The sequence below is a fragment of the Stackebrandtia soli genome (assembly GCF_965137155.1).
GTDB lineage: Bacteria > Actinomycetota > Actinomycetes > Mycobacteriales > Micromonosporaceae > Stackebrandtia > Stackebrandtia soli.
In genome coordinates this window covers 43,717-59,886 of the sequence record NZ_CBCRZX010000023.1, presented here as the reverse complement: position 1 = coordinate 59,886, position 16,170 = coordinate 43,717, and the positions used below count along the sequence as shown (strand labels likewise).

General features: G+C 67.6%; 21 protein-coding genes and 1 tRNA gene. 10 read left to right on the top strand and 12 right to left on the bottom strand.

Annotation, left to right across the window (positions count from 1 at the left end; translation table 11 throughout):
- Positions 1–38: 38 nt before the first annotated feature.
- Positions 39–1,268 carry a coiled-coil domain-containing protein gene (locus ACM9NP_RS14700; RefSeq protein ID WP_415647248.1) on the bottom strand — a complete coding sequence of 410 codons (1,230 nt, stop codon included), beginning with the start codon at positions 1,266–1,268 and terminating at the stop codon, positions 39–41.
- Positions 1,269–1,640: 372 nt separating this feature from the next.
- Here ACM9NP_RS14700 and ahcY point away from each other — a divergent pair, with 372 nt between their 5' ends.
- Complete coding sequence (gene ahcY, locus ACM9NP_RS14695) at positions 1,641–3,083, top strand: adenosylhomocysteinase (RefSeq protein ID WP_415647247.1); 1,443 nt, start codon at positions 1,641–1,643, stop codon at positions 3,081–3,083.
- A gap of 76 nt (positions 3,084–3,159) precedes the next feature.
- On the opposite strand, the gene ACM9NP_RS14690 is transcribed toward ahcY, so the two are convergent.
- From ACM9NP_RS14690 to ACM9NP_RS14670, 5 genes are all read right to left on the bottom strand, one after another.
- A complete protein-coding gene (locus ACM9NP_RS14690; protein ID WP_415647246.1) occupies positions 3,160–3,771 on the bottom strand; it encodes a hypothetical protein in 612 nt (203 codons plus the stop codon).
- A 56-nt stretch (positions 3,772–3,827) separates the two neighbouring features.
- A complete protein-coding gene (locus ACM9NP_RS14685; protein WP_415647245.1) occupies positions 3,828–4,730 on the bottom strand; it encodes a hypothetical protein in 903 nt (300 codons plus the stop codon).
- Positions 4,731–4,742: 12 nt separating this feature from the next.
- A complete protein-coding gene (locus ACM9NP_RS14680) occupies positions 4,743–5,192 on the bottom strand; it encodes a hypothetical protein (RefSeq protein WP_415647244.1) in 450 nt (149 codons plus the stop codon).
- Positions 5,185–5,595, bottom strand: a complete 411-nt coding sequence (locus ACM9NP_RS14675; protein WP_415647243.1) for a YbaB/EbfC family nucleoid-associated protein — start codon at positions 5,593–5,595, stop codon at positions 5,185–5,187. The genes ACM9NP_RS14680 and ACM9NP_RS14675 overlap by 8 nt, the downstream gene beginning before the upstream one ends.
- A 112-nt stretch (positions 5,596–5,707) precedes the next feature.
- Positions 5,708–6,691 (bottom strand): stage II sporulation protein M, encoded by a 984-nt coding sequence (locus tag ACM9NP_RS14670; protein ID WP_415647242.1) that lies wholly within the window; start codon positions 6,689–6,691, stop codon positions 5,708–5,710.
- Between the two features lie 132 nt (positions 6,692–6,823).
- On the opposite strand from ACM9NP_RS14670, the gene ACM9NP_RS14665 reads away from it, so the two are divergent.
- Positions 6,824–7,735 (top strand): RDD family protein, encoded by a 912-nt coding sequence (locus ACM9NP_RS14665; protein WP_415647241.1) that lies wholly within the window; start codon positions 6,824–6,826, stop codon positions 7,733–7,735.
- A 295-nt stretch (positions 7,736–8,030) separates the two neighbouring features.
- Positions 8,031–8,111, top strand: a tRNA-Leu gene (locus ACM9NP_RS14660).
- Positions 8,112–8,168: 57 nt separating this feature from the next.
- Here the strand turns inward: ACM9NP_RS14660 and ACM9NP_RS14655 are convergent.
- The 5 genes from ACM9NP_RS14655 to ACM9NP_RS14635 all read right to left on the bottom strand — a co-directional run bounded on the left by ACM9NP_RS14655 (position 8,169) and on the right by ACM9NP_RS14635 (position 11,340).
- Positions 8,169–8,789, bottom strand: a complete 621-nt coding sequence (locus tag ACM9NP_RS14655; protein WP_415647240.1) for a hypothetical protein — start codon at positions 8,787–8,789, stop codon at positions 8,169–8,171.
- Complete coding sequence (locus ACM9NP_RS14650) at positions 8,786–9,370, bottom strand: RNA polymerase sigma factor (RefSeq protein WP_415647239.1); 585 nt, start codon at positions 9,368–9,370, stop codon at positions 8,786–8,788. The genes ACM9NP_RS14655 and ACM9NP_RS14650 overlap by 4 nt, the downstream gene beginning before the upstream one ends.
- A 319-nt stretch (positions 9,371–9,689) precedes the next feature.
- Positions 9,690–10,361 (bottom strand): nucleoside/nucleotide kinase family protein, encoded by a 672-nt coding sequence (locus tag ACM9NP_RS14645; RefSeq protein ID WP_415647238.1) that lies wholly within the window; start codon positions 10,359–10,361, stop codon positions 9,690–9,692.
- Positions 10,348–10,779 carry a hypothetical protein gene (locus ACM9NP_RS14640; protein WP_415647237.1) on the bottom strand — a complete coding sequence of 144 codons (432 nt, stop codon included), beginning with the start codon at positions 10,777–10,779 and terminating at the stop codon, positions 10,348–10,350. Before ACM9NP_RS14640 ends, ACM9NP_RS14645 begins: the two co-directional genes overlap by 14 nt.
- A gap of 189 nt (positions 10,780–10,968) precedes the next feature.
- Positions 10,969–11,340 carry a hypothetical protein gene (locus ACM9NP_RS14635; RefSeq protein ID WP_415647236.1) on the bottom strand — a complete coding sequence of 124 codons (372 nt, stop codon included), beginning with the start codon at positions 11,338–11,340 and terminating at the stop codon, positions 10,969–10,971.
- 231 nt (positions 11,341–11,571) lie between these two features.
- On the opposite strand from ACM9NP_RS14635, the gene ACM9NP_RS14630 reads away from it, so the two are divergent.
- From ACM9NP_RS14630 to ACM9NP_RS14620, 3 genes are all read left to right on the top strand, one after another.
- A complete protein-coding gene (locus ACM9NP_RS14630; protein ID WP_415647235.1) occupies positions 11,572–12,360 on the top strand; it encodes a Bax inhibitor-1/YccA family protein in 789 nt (262 codons plus the stop codon).
- A 3-nt stretch (positions 12,361–12,363) separates the two neighbouring features.
- Positions 12,364–12,690 (top strand): hypothetical protein, encoded by a 327-nt coding sequence (locus ACM9NP_RS14625; RefSeq protein WP_415647234.1) that lies wholly within the window; start codon positions 12,364–12,366, stop codon positions 12,688–12,690.
- A gap of 118 nt (positions 12,691–12,808) precedes the next feature.
- Entirely contained in the window at positions 12,809–13,132 is a 324-nt protein-coding gene (locus ACM9NP_RS14620; RefSeq protein ID WP_415647233.1) for a hypothetical protein, read from the top strand.
- Between the two features lie 73 nt (positions 13,133–13,205).
- Here ACM9NP_RS14620 and ACM9NP_RS14615 read toward each other — a convergent pair whose 3' ends face one another.
- A complete protein-coding gene (locus ACM9NP_RS14615; protein ID WP_415647232.1) occupies positions 13,206–13,634 on the bottom strand; it encodes a rhodanese-like domain-containing protein in 429 nt (142 codons plus the stop codon).
- 93 nt (positions 13,635–13,727) lie between these two features.
- Between ACM9NP_RS14615 and ACM9NP_RS14610 the strand changes: the two genes are divergently transcribed.
- The 4 genes from ACM9NP_RS14610 (at position 13,728) to ACM9NP_RS14595 (ending at position 16,150) form a co-directional block, all read left to right on the top strand.
- The gene (locus tag ACM9NP_RS14610; RefSeq protein ID WP_415647231.1) at positions 13,728–14,174 is read left to right on the top strand and encodes an Lrp/AsnC family transcriptional regulator; all 447 of its coding nucleotides are present in this window, start codon (positions 13,728–13,730) and stop codon (positions 14,172–14,174) included.
- A gap of 339 nt (positions 14,175–14,513) precedes the next feature.
- A complete protein-coding gene (locus ACM9NP_RS14605; protein ID WP_415647230.1) occupies positions 14,514–15,179 on the top strand; it encodes a histidine phosphatase family protein in 666 nt (221 codons plus the stop codon).
- Positions 15,166–15,756 (top strand): hypothetical protein, encoded by a 591-nt coding sequence (locus ACM9NP_RS14600; protein WP_415647229.1) that lies wholly within the window; start codon positions 15,166–15,168, stop codon positions 15,754–15,756. The genes ACM9NP_RS14605 and ACM9NP_RS14600 overlap by 14 nt, the downstream gene beginning before the upstream one ends.
- Positions 15,757–15,853: 97 nt before the next feature.
- The gene (locus ACM9NP_RS14595; protein WP_415647228.1) at positions 15,854–16,150 is read left to right on the top strand and encodes a F0F1 ATP synthase subunit epsilon; all 297 of its coding nucleotides are present in this window, start codon (positions 15,854–15,856) and stop codon (positions 16,148–16,150) included.
- Positions 16,151–16,170: the final 20 nt, after the last annotated feature.

Here is a 16,170-nt window from a genome sequence, read left to right as displayed (position 1 = left end):
GCCGTGGGACACGGCCGCCGTCGTCATCGAGATTCGGGTTAGGAGGTGGACACCGCGTCGGCGCCCTTCTCCTTCTCCTTGTTGCCACCCTGGTCTTCGGGCTCGGTCAGGCTCAAGCCGCCCAACATCGACTGGAAGCGTCGCAGGTCGGACTGGATGCTCGCCTTCTTCTGAGAGAGCTCGTCGACCTCCTTGCGCGCCTTCGTCGTGGTGGCGTCGGCGTCGGCCTTGGCGTTCGTGACCAGACGCTGCGCCTCGGCCTTGGCCTCGCTGCGCATCTTGTCGGCCTCGGACTTCGCCTTGGTCGTCGTCTCCGACGCGTACTTGTCGGCTTCGAGCTTGCGCGACTCGGCCTTCGACTCGATGTCGCGTGCCCGCTCCTCGGCCGCCTTCGCGCGGGTCTCCGCCTCGTTGACGAGCTTCTGCGTCGCGGCGAGAGCCTCAGCGTGCCGACGCGACTCCTCCTGCTCGGCGTTCTCGCGACGCTCCGCCAGCTCGAGGTCGAGCGCCTGAAGTTCCTTGTCGCGCTTCTCCTTGGCGTCGGCGAACAGCTTCGCCGCCTCGGCGCGCTTCTCCTCGGCCTCACGGGCCGCCTTCGCCCGCTGCTGTGTGATCTCGCGCTCGGCGGTCGCCCGCAGGCTCGCCACCTCGCGTTCGACACTCGCCTTCAACTCGGCCACCTCGTGACCGGTCGACGTGCGCAGCTGCTTCGTCTCACGCTCCGCGTCGGACCGCAGCGTCTCGGCCTCGCGTCGGGCCTGGACCCGAAGCTCGGCGGACTCGCGTTCCGCGGCGGTGCGCAGTGTCGACGCCTCGCGTTCGGCGGACTGCTTTATGCCACCCGCTTCGCCGCGAGCCGCGTCGGTGATCTCGCGCGCCTCCAGGCGCGCCGCCGACAGGATGCCCTCGGTCTCGCGCTTCGCCTCCGCGCGGTGCTCGTTGGCCTGTTCTTCTGCCAAGCGGAGGATCTGCTCGACACGGGTGCCCAATCCGGACAGTGTCGGGCGGCTGTTCTCCTCAAGCTGCTGAGCCTGTTCGGAGAGGCGCTGTTCCAGACCCGAAACCCGCTGTTCGGCCTGGCGGAGCCGACGCTGGGCGTCGGTCATGCGCTGCTCGGCCTCTGCCCGCGCGGTCTCGGCCTGCGAACGAGCGGTGCTCTGCTGCTGGATGTAGTTGTCGACCTGATTGCGGTCATACCCTCGCAAAACATTCGCGAACTCGGGTTGGCCGCCGTCATCGAAAAAGGAAGTGGAGGGCTGCTGGGACATGGGCCTATCGTCGCAGATGCCCCCTGGGGTGGCGCAACCCCGGTGGGTGATTTTCCTTGAGGAATCTTTGAACAAACACCCGAAACCAGCCTTTTTGGGCGTTATTCCTGGAAAATGCCGTTTCGCAACGAGCATCGAGCCATTTGGTGACGGGTGAGAGTGCGCAGAGCCTGCCCCGTATTTCTCTCCATTCCGGTGCACGGGAACAGAACCGGCTCGTCGACCGTCGCGCTCACGCCTCGCCTCCATCCCTTGTGTCGCGTTCGGCGGCGGTCGAGTGTCGGTCCGAGCTCTGAGCGTAACCGGTGAATCCGTGTGAAACGGGGCACCGAGTGGTCGAGGGCGGCCCCCGCGTTGCGTAGCATGCAGCGCATGACCAAGACGCTCTCCTCAGACGATTACCAAGTCGCCGATCTCGGGCTGGCCGCGTTCGGCCGTAAAGAGATCCAGCTGGCCGAGCACGAGATGCCCGGCCTGATGTCGGTGCGGCGGGAGTTCGCCGCGAGCAAACCCCTGGAGGGCGCGCGCATCACCGGGTCGCTGCACATGACCGTGCAGACCGCCGTCCTGATCGAGACGCTCGTCGCGCTCGGCGCGCGCGTCCGTTGGGCCAGCTGCAACATCTTCTCCACTCAGGACCACGCCGCGGCGGCCGTCGTCGTCGGCGACGGGACCCCCGAGTCCCCGGCCGGCGTGCCGGTCTTCGCCTGGAAGGGCGAGACTCTGGAGGAGTACTGGGAGTGCACCCTCAAGGCGCTCGACTGGGGCGTCGAGGAGCCGAACATGATCCTCGACGACGGTGGCGACGCCACCATGCTCGTCCACAAGGGATCTGAGTTCGCCGGTGGCGTCGTGCCGGACCCGGCCACCGCCGACAGCGAGGAGTTCGCGATCGTGCTCGCGCTGCTCCAGCGCACCCTTGCCGAGGACTCCGAGAAGTACGTGCGGATGGCCAAGTCCATCAAGGGCGTCACGGAAGAGACCACCACCGGTGTCCACCGCCTGTACGACATGCACAAGAGCGGCTCGCTGCTGTTCCCGGCGATCAACGTCAACGACGCGGTCACCAAGAGCAAGTTCGACAACAAGTACGGCTGCCGCCACTCGTTGATCGACGGCATCAACCGCGCCACCGACGTCCTCATCGGGGGCAAGGTCGCGGTCGTGTTCGGTTACGGCGACGTCGGCAAGGGCTGCGCGGAATCCCTGCGCGGACAGGGCGCCCGCGTCATCGTCACCGAGGTCGACCCCATCTGCGCGCTTCAGGCGGCGATGGACGGCTACCAGGTCACCACGATGGAGGACGTCGTCGGCAGCGCCGACATCTTCATCACCACGACCGGGTGCAAGGACGTCATCACGGCCGACCACATGCGGCAGATGAAGCACCAGGCGATCGTCGGCAACATCGGCCACTTCGACAACGAGATCGACATGGCGGGGCTCGCCGAGCTGCCCGGCATCGTCAAGACCGAGGTCAAGCCGCAGGTCCACGAATGGCGCTTCGAGGACGGTCACACGATCATCGTGCTGTCCGAGGGCCGCCTCCTCAACCTCGGCAACGCGACCGGGCACCCGTCGTTCGTCATGTCGAACAGCTTCGCCAACCAGGTCCTCGCGCAGATCGAGCTCTTCGGCAAGACCGGCGACTACCCGATCGGCGTCTACACGCTGCCCAAGCAGCTCGACGAGAAGGTCGCGCGCCTGCACCTCGACGCGCTCGGCGTCAAGCTCACGACCCTGACGAAGGACCAGGCCAGCTACCTGGGCATCGAGGTCGAAGGACCGTACAAGCCGGAGCACTACCGGTACTGATCGATTCCCCTGACGGGGCGGAGGGGCGGCGGGTGTGAACCCGCCGCCCCTCCTGTGTGTTGTCGGGAGGAAGGTCTCAGTGCCGCATCAGGGCGCGGACGTCGGCGGCGGCGCGCCGCCCGTCGGGGTGCGGCGACGCGTCGAGGACGCCGGCGATGATCGCGAGTTCGGCGTCCGGCAACCGTTGGGGAGGTGGATCGGTGGCTTTGGCCCCGTTTCCCGGGACGTCGCACAGCAACAACGCCGCGCGACCGCGACCCGCGAGCGCCGGACCCGTCAGCTCGGTCAGGACTCGCGGGAGGAACGTCACGAACCGTTGCCGCCGTTGGTAATCCTCTCGACTCACGACCGCGACGCCGGTGCCGTGGAGCTCCGTCGACCGGGGGCCGCGCGACCGACCGTCGAGGACGGTCAGGGTCGTGCCGTCCAGGAGTGCGTAGCGTTTCGCCGCGCGGCGACGGGCACCGGGGAGATGAACGGTCGTGTACAGCATGAGGATCGCGAGCGCGCCGATCAACGTCAGCGGGATCCACAACACGCCGGGCGCGGCCGGGTCGGTGGCCAGGGTGTACGCCAGCGCGATGGCGCCGTAACCGAGGACCACGGTCATGACGAGGCAGAACACCGTGAGGAAGACGAGCCCGCCCGCCGACGGGATGGGCGCGGAGGCGGGAGTCAACACGGACAACCGCGTTCCCCGCCCGGAAGCTCCGGACGGGGAACGCGATCCTCTGGGGGTGTTGGTCATGCGGCTGACGGCCAGGTCGACACGGCCGTTCCCAGGTTCGGGAGCGTGTCGTTGAACAGGATGTTCAACACCGACTGCTGGGTGAGGATGCCGTCCGTGAGGCCGCACAGCTTGGTGATGACGCGGGTCAGCGTGTCGATCCAGCCCCGGCACTTCGGGACGTAACGGGCCACGAGCGCCAGGATCTGTCGGACGGCGTCGGCTCCGAAGACGACGATCTGCGGGCCCGCGCACTTGAGCGCGATCTGGATGAGCTGGCTCAGGCACTCGGCGATGAGGTCGCGGACGATGCATCGAACAGTGTCGATGATCAGGGACGCGAGCTGGACCGCCTTGGCGGTGGCACCGCACAGCACGCCGGTGGCGCTGACGGCGAGCGCGTGTCCCTGGGCGATTCCCCGGTAGATCGTCAGCGCCACGGCCGTCATGTCGCCGAGGTCGTCGGCGATGTAGGTGGAGAAGTTCTGCGCCACCTCGTCGACGTGCTGGGCGACGTTCGCCCACGTCGACGAGAACGCCGAGACGGCGTCGGGGTCGCCCGCGAGCCAGTCGAGGAACGTCGGGAGCGGCTCGATGTGGTCCATGAGCCAGCTGATGGCGCCGGTGATGAGGGTGCTGACTGGGTCGGCAATGGCGCCGGCGGTGCCGATGAGCGTGACGGCGCCGTGCGTGAGGCCTTCCGCCCAGTCGCCCTCGGCGATGTTGTTGCCGAGCTCGAAGGCGTTGTAGAGGACGCCGGCGCCCTCGTGCCAACCGCCGGTGCTCTGCTCACCGAGTGTCGGGCCGCCTTCGCGAATGCCGAAGGGGACGGCCGTGTCGGTCGTCGCGGTGTACCCGTGGTCGGTCTCGACGGTGAGGTCATCGACCGTGCTGGCCGTGGTGTTGTCGGGATTGCCCACTTTATCTCCTAATTAGACGGCCACGGGGCCCGTGGGGTTCGGGTCGACGGTCGGCATCGGGATGGGGTCGCCGGGGGGGTCGACGTCCGGCATCGGCACCGGGTCACCGGGGTTGTCGGTGTTCGGCATCGGGATCGGGACGATGTCGACGCCGATGTCGCCGAGGTCGGCCTCGTTGTCGATGTCGCAGGCGTCGATGACGGTCGCCAGCAGGTTCGACGCGGTGGCGAAGCGGCTGATCGCGTCGCGGCACGCCGCCATCGCCACGAGGGTGGTGCCTTCGACCGCCGTCATCGCGGGGACCAGGAACGGTGCGCACAGGACGCCGTACGCGTCCTCGTTCGCGGCGGCGGAAACCGAGCCCGCGGCCTGGATGGCCACGTCCATGTCGGCGACGACATCGCTTTCGAGGTGGCCGGCGTGATCGCGGAGGCCGGAGATGACAACGTCGACGTCAGTCATGACGGGGGTCCTTCCCTGGGGTCTTTCGCGGCTCGGGTTTGCCGAAGCGGCTCGTGTACTGGTCGGCGAACATCGCGGTGGTCGCCGAGTCGGGGCCGTACACAGTGGATACGGCCTCGTTGACCTTGCCGCCCAGGTGTCGCCGGGCGGTGGACACGCCGCGCATGATCTCGGCGCGCAGTTCCTCCGGCGTCATCTTGAGCGCGTCGGGGGTGAACTTGATGTCGGCGAGGCCGCCGGTCGAATCGATTTTCACCTTGACCGATCCGTCCTTGTTCGCGCCGACGACGGTCACCTCGGACAGCGCCTGGTTGAGGCGTTCCGCTTCTTCCTGGCGACGCTGGAGCATCCGTTCGGCGTCGTTCAACATGGCTTCGGCGGCGGCGGAGGGATCGCTGTTCACGGATGTGCTCCACGGGTTGGCGATAGGGACTCGGTCACCATATGAGGTCGCGGCAAGCGGTATCGGCGGCGGGTTCGTGGAGCTTACTTTCGTTTAACAATGGACGAATCGGTCACCGTGAACTGACGGTCAGGTCCGATTCGAGGTCGCCGGTGGCGCCGTCGGCGATCGCCGCTCGGCCAAGGATCACGACATACGTGATGAACCCGCCGAGCGCGATCGCGCCGAGCGGGACGGCGAAGATCGCGTCGACGTTGGGCGTGACGAAGCCTTCGATGGCGCCCGCGACGGCGAGGACCGCGACGAGTCCGAGCGCGACGGCGATCCCGCTGCGCCCGGCGGCGGCGATCGATTGACCCCGCGTCAAACCCCGGGCGGGGGCGATCCATGACCAGCCGATTCGCAGTCCAACGCCCGCGGCGAGTAGGAACGCGCCGATCTCGAGGAGTCCGTGGGGCGCGATCAGACCGAAGAACAGGTCGGAGCGGTCGTTTCCGACCATGACGCCGCCGGTGACGCCGAGGTTGAGCGCGTTGTTCCATAGGACCAACAGCGTCGGCACGACGAGTACGCCACCGGCCAGCGCCATCCCGGCCAGCCACGCGTTGTTCGTCCACACCCGCAGCGCGAAGTTCTGATTCTGGAACTCGCTGTAGTAGTCGGCGAAGTCGTGGTTGACGAGCTGGGTGATCTCATCCTGTGTGAACAGTTGCAACTGGATCTCGCGGTTGCCGGCGATGTACGCGATGAGGATGCCGACGATGACGACGAAACCGAGAGCGGTCCCCGCCCACCACCGCCACGACTGATAGACCGCCGCGGGAAACGAGCGCGTGAAGAACCGGACGAAGGCGCGACCGCCGCCCGAGCGAGTGCCGGTGATCGCGCTGCGAGCCTGGAGCACCAGGCCCGACAATCGCGCCACCAGCAGGGGATCGGGCATGCGGGAGCGGACGACCGACAGGTGCGTCGACGCGCGCTGATAGAGCATGAGCATCTCGTCGGCCTCGGCCGCGTTGAGATAACCCTTGTGCGCCAACAACGCCAACCGCTGCCATTCGCCGTCGTGTTCGGCGATGTAGGCATCCAGATCCACGACGCGACTCTATGCCACCGGCGCGAACGCGGCCACGTCGTCCGTGCCACGCCGGGCCGACGCGGTGGACCGGCGTCGACCGGGTCTCGGCGCCGCGATGAACGGGGTGTCGGTGTCCGGCACACTGGTGCCATGACCGACTCCTTCGCCGATCCCGGGATCACCGGTCGCCTTGTGTCGGGCGAGGCCGTCGAACTGGACGTCCGGGTCGCGCGGCTCGGGTCACGCGTCCTCGCCTTCGTCATCGACTTCCTGCTCATGATCCTGTTCGGCGGCTTCTTCTACTGGTTTGTGATGATGCTGGCCCTGGCGTTGATCCCGCCTGCGGCGTTGGACGGGGCGCTCACCTCGGCGCTGACGACCTTCGTGATCGTCATGACGGTCGTCGGTTTCCCCGCGACGCTCGAGACCTTGACGCGGGGAAGGTCCGTCGGCAAGGCGGCGGTCGGCCTGCGCGTGGTTCGCGATGACGGCGGGCCGATCCGCTTCCGGCACGCGCTCGTTCGGGCGGTGACGGCGGCCGCGATCGAGTTCCCGGGCCTGCTCATGCCCGGCATCTCCTGGCTGGCGGTGATGGGGGTGATGTTGGTGCACCCGTCGGGTAAGCGCTTCGGTGACCTCGCCGCCGGGACGATCGTCATCCACGAGCGGACCGCCGAGAACCGGATGTGGGCCGCCGTCATGCCGGTCGGTCTCGATCGGTGGGCGGAGGTCGCCGACATGACCCGGCTGGACGACCGGCTCGCCCTGTCGATCCGGCATTTCCTGGCGCGCAACCACGACATCGCGGAACCGGCGCGGACCCGGCTCGGCTTGGCTCTCGCGGGCGAGGCGGCGAAGGTGGTGACGCCGCCACCACCGCCCGGGACTCCCGGGTGGGCGTATCTGGCCGCGTTGTTGGCGGAGCGGCATCGACGGTCGGCGGACAGGCTGGCGGCGAACCGCGCGATCACGGCGCAGGTGTGGGACACCCTGTACGAGGCCGGTAAGGGTGGGAGCGGTCCGGCGCGGGTTTCTCAGGGCTGGGTCAGGCCCGGTGCGTAGGCCGACGATCTGCCTGAAATTAATTCAAATATTGAAAATTTTCTGTCATAGTTGAGACACTAGCGGCGAAATGACCGCTTAGGTCCGATTTTCGGGGTTGTCGGACGTAGCGCGACGGCGGCCATACGGCTACCGTGTCAGGCATCCCCTTTGGGCGTGTACGCGAGTTCACCCAGCCCGCGTACCGGTCGTCTCTCCTGGATGCTCGGGTCGCGACTTGGTCGCCTTTCCGTTGCGTCTCTTGGGTTGAGGACCGGAGTGGCTGAGGCGAACCGCGCGTGGACACCCAAGAAGAGCCCGGGTGGTGAAAAGGGAGACACGACCGCCTTAAAAGCGGTTGCCGAAGTGCGTGCGGGTTCGAGTCCCGTCCCGGGCACGGGCGACGGAAAAGTGAGCCCGCGATCGCGGGCCCACTAATCTCATCGTTCCAGGCTCAGTCCTCGTTGAGGTCGGTGCCGCCCTCGTCCGATTCCTCCTCGACGTTGGTCCCTTCCTCTGCGCCGGGACCGTCGGGCAGCCGCGGAGCGTCGACGAGCTCGCACGCGGCGACGTCTCCCTCGGCCATTCCGACGCTGTACTCACCTTCATCGATGTCGCCGGCCGTCGTGAGCACCAGGGTGACTCCGTCGTCGAGCCCCTCGACGTCCAGACTGAACCGGATCGACCCGTCGACGTTCGACGTCTCCATCGAGACGATGCCGCCGGTCTCGGCCGGGGTGAACCGCGGTTCGGCGCACGTCTTCCCCAACGGGAGATAGTCGACGACGGCGTTGACGCCCTGCTCTGCCAGCGCCTCCTCCAAACCCTCCGAGTCGGACAGGTCGTAGATCTCGACGGTGACGGTCCCGTCGTCGCCGGGTGTGACGGCGTACGCGGTCCCGCCAGCCAGCATGGGCACGCCGATCGCCAGCGCCGCCCCGGTGACGGTCGCCGCGCCGGCCGCCGCGAGCCGGGGGCGCCGTCGCAGCGCCGTCGTCGGCAGTATCCGCCGACGCCCGACCAAAGGCGTCAGCTTCGACAGCAGACGATCCTCGAAACGATTACCAGTAGTCATGATGCGACCTCCATATGAGCGGTGGTGTCGATCGGATCGGGTGAGGGAAGCATCGCGCGCATCCCGGATCGGGCACGATGCAACCGCGCCCGCGCGGCGCCGGGCCTGATGCCCAGCGTCGCCGCAGCGTCCTGAACGGACAGTCCGTCGAGCGCGACGAGTTCAAGCACCGCGCGGTCCTTGGCGGACAAGCGGTCCATCGCCCGATACAGTTCCCGCGAACCCGCCTCGGCGTCGATGCGTTCCTCGATCGCCGTCACGTCGTCGTCGCTGAGCAGTTCCCGACCGCTGATCCGGCCGGACAACCGCCACCATCGCGCTCGCCGCCGTCGTTCGGACGCCACCACGTTGCGGGCGACGCCGTACAACCAGGCGAGCGGCTCCCCGCGCGAGGCGCGGTACGACCCGGCGGACTCGATGACGGCTATGAACACGTTCGCCGTCAGATCCGCGGCCTGATGCGGGTCGTCGACCCGCCTGGCGATGAATCGCTGGACGTCGTCGACATGCGCTCGGTAGAACGCTTCGAACGCTCGGGGATCGCTCGCGATCGCGGCGATGTCACCGGCGTTGCCAACCATGGGCGCACCTCCTCGGGTGATTCGATCGAACTCGTTGTCACCCGTACTTGGCTCGTCGAGCCGTCCGCGTTACACGAACTGGGGTCTATTTTCAGCGCCGCCATCGTCGCCTCGACCCGAGCGTCGCCGTCGAGAACGAAGGCGTCCAACCGTTCCCGCTCCGACCTGCGGACGCGATGGTTGGGCGCGACGTCGTCCGCACCCGCTTCGTGTGGTCCCGCGTGCCGGTCGGGAGGACAGGTGGAGGGAGCCGTCATAGGCGAACTAGATCGGGTCACCCGCGGCGTCGGGGCGACGAAAGCTTCAATCTCTACTGTGGTCAGAATCGGACGATCAAGTCGGCTCGATCGCGATGCGCGACGACCCGCGCCGCGTTGATCTCGTCCACCGTGTCGACCCAGTGCCGGGCGGCGTCCGGTGACTTTCCGAAATGGACGTGCCGATCGATGAGCCGTCGGCGTCGCAGCGCCGAATCGGTTTCGCAGAACCAGGTCTCGGTCAAGGCGGCCCGTACCTCGTGCCACGGCGCCGCGTCGTCGAGCAGGTAGTTCCCCTCCGTCACGACGAGGCGCGTCCCGGGCGGGACGGCGACGGCACCGGCGACCGGCTCCTCCCTGGTCCGGTCGAACGCCGGGGCGTAGACGGTGTGGTCGAGCTCCGTGGCGACGCGGCGCAGCAGCGCCAGATACCCGTGCGCGTCGAAGGTGTCGATGGCGCCCTTGCGGTCGCGGCGATTCAGGCGGTCGAGCTGACGATCCGCGAGATGGAAGCCGTCCATCGCGACGCGCTCCGTCGGGACGCCACGGGCACGCGACCCGTCGAGCAGTGCCTCGGCCAGCGTCGACTTGCCGACACCCGGTTCGCCGACGACACCGAGGAGGACCCGTCGTCGCGTCTTCAACAGGGAGTCGACACGATCGAGCAGCGGGACGAGCAGCGCGTCCGGGAACGCCGCGCCCGCCTCGATCGGGGCACCGTCAGACGAGGGCACGGCTCACCTCGAGGTGCGTCGCGCGGAAGGCGTGGGCGTGCCGGGCGAGCGCGGCGCCGTCCTGCCAGAGGTCGCGCCACACCGCGACATGCGCCGACAGGCCGGGGGCGACGACGGCCGAGGCGAACGACTCGATGGTGATGGGGCCGTCGTAGCCGACCTCGGCGAGCGCGTGCAGGAAGCCCGTGAAGTCGAGGTGGCCCGAGCCGAGGAAGCCTCGATGGTTCTCTCCGATGTGGATGTATCCGAATCGGGCACGGGTCGCCGGTTGGAACACGATGGCGGCGACGACGAACACCGCCATCGGGCTGATCTCGGGATTTCGGTGCGGCGCGCGTTGGACGCGTTGCGCGAGGCTGCGGAGGTGCCGCCGAAATGCCTCCTCGCCTGTCAGCTCACTGTGGCTCGTTATGGGCACGATGCTCCCCTATGGTGTTTCACGGCGCGCCGACGGGACGAATCCTGCTCGGCGCGCAGCGAGCGATCGAGGACAGAGGCCGCGGGCCTCTCCGGGCGAGATCCCGTCGACCCCGTCATCTGGGTAGTTCGTCACGAGGACGACTCCCGTGTTGATGATGTCCCTTCCTGCGTCCGGAACGGGACGGTCTCATGACGTGCGCAGTCGACCATGGCCGACTGAGCGTGGAGTCCATCTTGCTGGAGTACCGGACGTCGCGCTCGAAACGGCCACCGTGACTTCATCGCAGGAACCGTTGATCGGCAGGACGATCGCGTCGCCATTTCCCGCGCCCGCGACTACGCCGCCGCGCGTAACGCCCCCGGCGACGTCGACGACCTGATCCGGGCCGTCCGCTCGGGCTATCGCGACGCCGTGCGCCTGGTCCGAGCCGCCGCCGTGATCATCGGCACGGCGGTCTCCGACGTCGTCAACATCGTCATTCCGCGGACGGTCGTGTTCGGTGGGCAACTCGCCGAACACGACGATCTGATCCCGGGATTCGCGCGCGAGGTCAGCCATCGGCGCACTTTTCCTTTGGCCACAACGAAACCCGTGATCATGGCGACCGCTTTGGTGAACGCCGGGGTGCACCGGCTCGCGCACCTGATCGCGGATCACGTCTTCGCGGAGGAGCGCATCGACGCCTCGCTGGCGAAGTTGCGACTGGGACTTGCGGCACCACCTTTACCGAGTCGTTGTCAATTCCCGTTACGCTCGAGGCATAACGTTCGTGTAAGGAGGTCTGCTTCAATGCAGAGCAACAACCCCGCGTTGAACCGCATGCTGGCCACGACGGCTCAGCAGCACCAGATGGCGCCGGAGTATGGACATTACGGCCAGCAGGCCGCCCCGCCGCAGGTCCGTCCGATGACCCTGGACGACGTGGTGGTCCGCACCGTCGGGCTACTCGTGTTGACGGGTCTGTCCGGTGCGTTCTCATGGTGGCTCGCCGACGTCAACCCGGGTCTGACCTCGGTGTTGATGATGGTGGGAATGGTCGCCGGTGTCGGCGTCGCCATCGCTTCGTGGTTCATGATGATCACCAACCCCTACGTCATCGGCGCCTACGCCATTGGCCAGGGCCTGCTGTTGGGCGTGATCAGCAAGCTCATGGAGGCGTCTTACGCCGGAATCGTGCTTCAGGCGATCCTCGGCACCTTCGGCGTCTTCGTCGGCATGGCGCTCCTGTACAAGGCTCGCGTCGTGCGCAACAGCCCGAAGTTCACCAAGTTCATGATCGGTGCCGGTTTCGGCATCATGGCCCTGCTGTTGGTCAACATCGTCGGACGGATGTTCAACGTCGACCTCGGCCTCTTCAACAACGGCGACGGCAACGTCACCCTGTTGCAGTGGGGCATCGCGATCTTCTTCGTCGGCTGGGCGGCGCTGTCGTTCATCCTCGACTTCGACATGGTCGAGCAGGGTGTGCGTTACGGCGCTCCGCAGAAGATGGCGTGGGCGGCCGCTTTCGGCATGACCGCCGGTCTGATCTTCCTGTACTGGAGCATCCTGCGACTGCTGAGCTACCTGCGTCAGTAGTCCATGGTTGACGTTTCGACTCTCGGGCGGGAGGCCGGCCGTATCGCGGACGCGGTACGGCACTGGTCTCCCGCCCGCTGGCGTTCCTCGACTGTGGATGAATCGGTCGATCGCGCCCAGCTCATGTCCGACGCGATTCAGCGGGTCGCCGACGCCGCGGCCGACGCCGAGGGGCAACCGAGGCGCCCCGTCCCCGCACCCGACAGCCCCGTCGGGCTGACCGATCAGTGGCGTGTGGTCATGGCCGACCTCCTCGCCGCCGATCCAGGCGCGAAGCCCCTCCACGACGCTCATGAACAGGTCGCGCGCCTTCGTTCCGGCCTGTGGTGACCGGGGCCATCGTTACAGCGGCGCAATGATGTCAACGCTTGAGGTGGACGATCTGCCGCAACCCGGCGTAGCGTGTGGAGTTCAGAATTGCCCGTCCGCAGAGAGGAAGACCCGAGCCGTGGATTCCGAAAACGCCGACGGTCAACCGTCCACGAAGGAACGCCTGGTTGTGATGCGCGAGAAGCTGCGACGCTTCCGTGAGGAACTGTCGGCGGGGCGCGTGTCCGCCCAGCTGTGGTCCGGTGTCGTCGAGTGTGGCGCCGAGGCCACCTCACTGCGACAGGCCGCAATGGACACCCTCGACAACGACCCCGAGTGTGAGCGTGCGCGCGTCAGCGCCCAGTACGCCATCCGCATCGAGAACGACATCTGGTCCTTCGCCGACGCGATCGCCGGGCTCTGCCTCAAGCAGGCCGGTGTGCGTCGAGAAGGCGACGGTTAGCCCGTCTTTTCGTCCCTCGATCGAGGGAATTCGCGGCCCTGGCCCGGGCCGCGCACGACGACACCGCCGTCGATCAACAGGCGCATGACGCGTCGGGCGGTGCCGTGAGCGGATCGGCGGCCCGCCGCCTCAGCCCGTGGTCCGTCTCGACGGGAAACCCCTCCCTGGTCCAGTACTCGATGCCGCCGAGCATCTCGGCCACGTCGTAGCCCTGGCGGGCGAACGCCGCCGCAGCGCGCGTCGCGCCGTTGCAGCCCGGTCCCCAGCAATACGTCACGACGCGGGCGTCTCGCACGATCAGCTCGCCGGCTCGGGCCTCGATGAGCGCGGTCGGCAGGTGAACGGCCCCGGGAACGCGACCCGTCGACCAGGCCGCGTCACCTCGCGAGTCGATGACGACGAGGCCGGGCGTCGCGGATTCCAGTGCGGCGTGCACGTCGGCGACGTCGGTCTGGAAGCGGAGCCGGGCGGAGAAGAAGGCGATTGCGTCGAGTTGTGTCATGGCGGAAAAGCTACGTCCGGGAGCACCACTCGCACACGGAGGATCACCGGACTTTTGCTTGTGGTGGCGGGGATTTCACGGTATTTCTAGGGAATGGACGCTGATTTCCTGGACGACACCGATCGACGCATCCTGGCCGTGCTCCAGCGCGACGGTCGCTGTGGATTCACCGAGCTGGCGCGCGAGGTCGCGATGTCCGCGTCGGCGGTGACGGAACGGGTCCGGCGCCTGGAACGCGCCGGGGTTATCACGGGTTACACGGCGGTGGTGGAGCCACAGGCCCTCGGTCTGTCCATCATGGCGTTGGTCCGATTGCGTTATCCGCACGGCAACTACCGTCCGTTCCACGAGCTGCTGGACACGACCCCGCAGATCATCGAGGCGCATCACGTCACGGGGGAGGACTGCTTCGTGCTGAAAGTGGTGGCGGCGTCGATGCGGGATCTTGAACAGGTGTGCGGTCGGGTCGCCGGCCTCGGCCCCGTGACCACACAGGTCGTCTACTCCTCGCCGCTGCCGCGCCGGGCCGTCACGGGATAGGGCGGGCCTGTTCCTCGCCGCGTGTACTCCGGGTGGAGTCTCGCCGCGTTGCCGGCGCGACCGCACCGGCTCCGGATCGTCGGTGGCGTGCGACCTCGGGACGCGCCGAAGCATCGTCACCGCGCGAACGCGTCCGTCTGGATCCGGACGGCATCCCCGCGCACGCCCCGGTCGTCGTCTCGTTGCCTCGGATCGGGTGGCCCGTGCGACTTCCAGGCGTGGCCGCCGCTCGTCCTCGCGGCGGTGCGTGCGCTGTGGCGAGTGACCGAGTTCGATACAGTACGCGCTCACACGCGTCGAAAGCGTCGAACGTGGTGTCAGGTGATGGGAAGGCATTTCGTGGTCTCACGGCTTCTGTATCTGGTCCGGCACGGCGCCTACGACCGTGAAGGTTCCGTCGACGACGGCTCGTTGAGCGACACCGGACGTCAGCAGGCGTCGCTGCTGGGGGAACGATTGGCGTCGACGCGTTTCGACGTCGTCCATCATTCGACTGCTGCGCGGGCGATCCAGACCGTCGACGTGTTGGCCTTCTCGCTGGCGCCGACACCCCGCCACGGGGATGAGCTGCTGCGCGAGTGCATCCCGAGCGTCCCGGATCGGGCGATCCTGACAGACGGGCAGCGGGACTTCTTCGCGCAGCTTCCCGAATCGGCGCGGGTCGACGGTCCCAAGCAGGCCGCCGCCGCGGTGACCACCTATTCCACCGTCGGCGAGAAGGACACCCGCGAGCTGATCGTCAGCCACGGCAACCTCATCAACTACTTCGTCGCACGCGCCATGGACGCTCCGTCGCACTCCTGGTTGCGGCCCGTGGACTATCACTGTGGACTGACGATCGTCCGATACAGCACGGGCGCGCCGCCGCGTCTGCTCTGCTACAACGACGTCGGGCACCTGACGCCGGAGCTGCGCGGCGTGGAGTACCCCGACCCGTTGCGGGTGTTATTCGCGGTCGACGGGCGGGGGAGCTCGTGGCAGGCTGGCGTTCATGACCGCCGATGACCGTTTCACCGCGCACCTTCCGTACGGCGAACCGCTGCCGACCCCGCAGAAGTCGATCGTCGCTTGGCCCAACTGGCCGTTCAACGCCGACGGCACGGTCAAGCCGCTCGAACGGCCGGTGATTCCCGAGCCCGCACGCAAGGGCGTCGGCGGCGTCGACTGCCACGCGTGTGATCGGCCCGACGACGATTTCCTGTGGGTCGATGAGGATTGGCGGTTGTCGGCGTTCGATTCCCCCGGCGTTCCGCTGCTGATGTTGTACCCCCGTCGGCACTGTGACTTCACCGACTTGGGGCCTCGACTGCTCGCGGCGTTCGGGCCGATCGTGCATCGCGTCGAGGCCGCACTGCTCGGTCTCGGCGGGATCGCCCGCGTGCAGTTCGACCGTTGGGGAGACGGCGGCGAACACTTCCACCTGTGGTTCCACGCCCGGCCGCTCGGGATGACACAGCTGCGCGGCACCGCTTTGTCCACATGGGATGACGTGTTGCCGAGGCTCCCCGAGGACGTGTGGCGCGACGCGCGCGCCGAGATCGCCGCAGCGATGGCGGCGGACGGCGGCACCGGACGTGGATGACGACCGACGTTGCCGCTAAACTCGCAGGCACTTACCCCGAAAAACGTCTCGCGAAGGACCCGACAGAGCGTCTCGCGAAAAACTCTAAAGGAGCGTCGTGGCGAACACGCTGAACGTCGAGCTGGTGGCCGTGGAACAGAAAGTGTGGTCCGGCCAGGCCACGATGCTCACCGCTCGCACCACCGAAGGTGAACTCGGCGTGCTGCCCGGCCACGCGCCGCTCCTCGGCCAGCTCGCCGACCCCGGCATCGTCCGGATCAAGACCGAGACCGAGGGCGAGCTCGCCTACCAGGTCAACGGGGGATTCCTGTCGGTCACGGGCACCGGCGCGACCGTTCTCGCCGAGACGGCCGAACCCGTAGACGTCGCGGCCGCCACGGCCGCCGGACACTAACGTCTCCGGCGGAGGTGGGC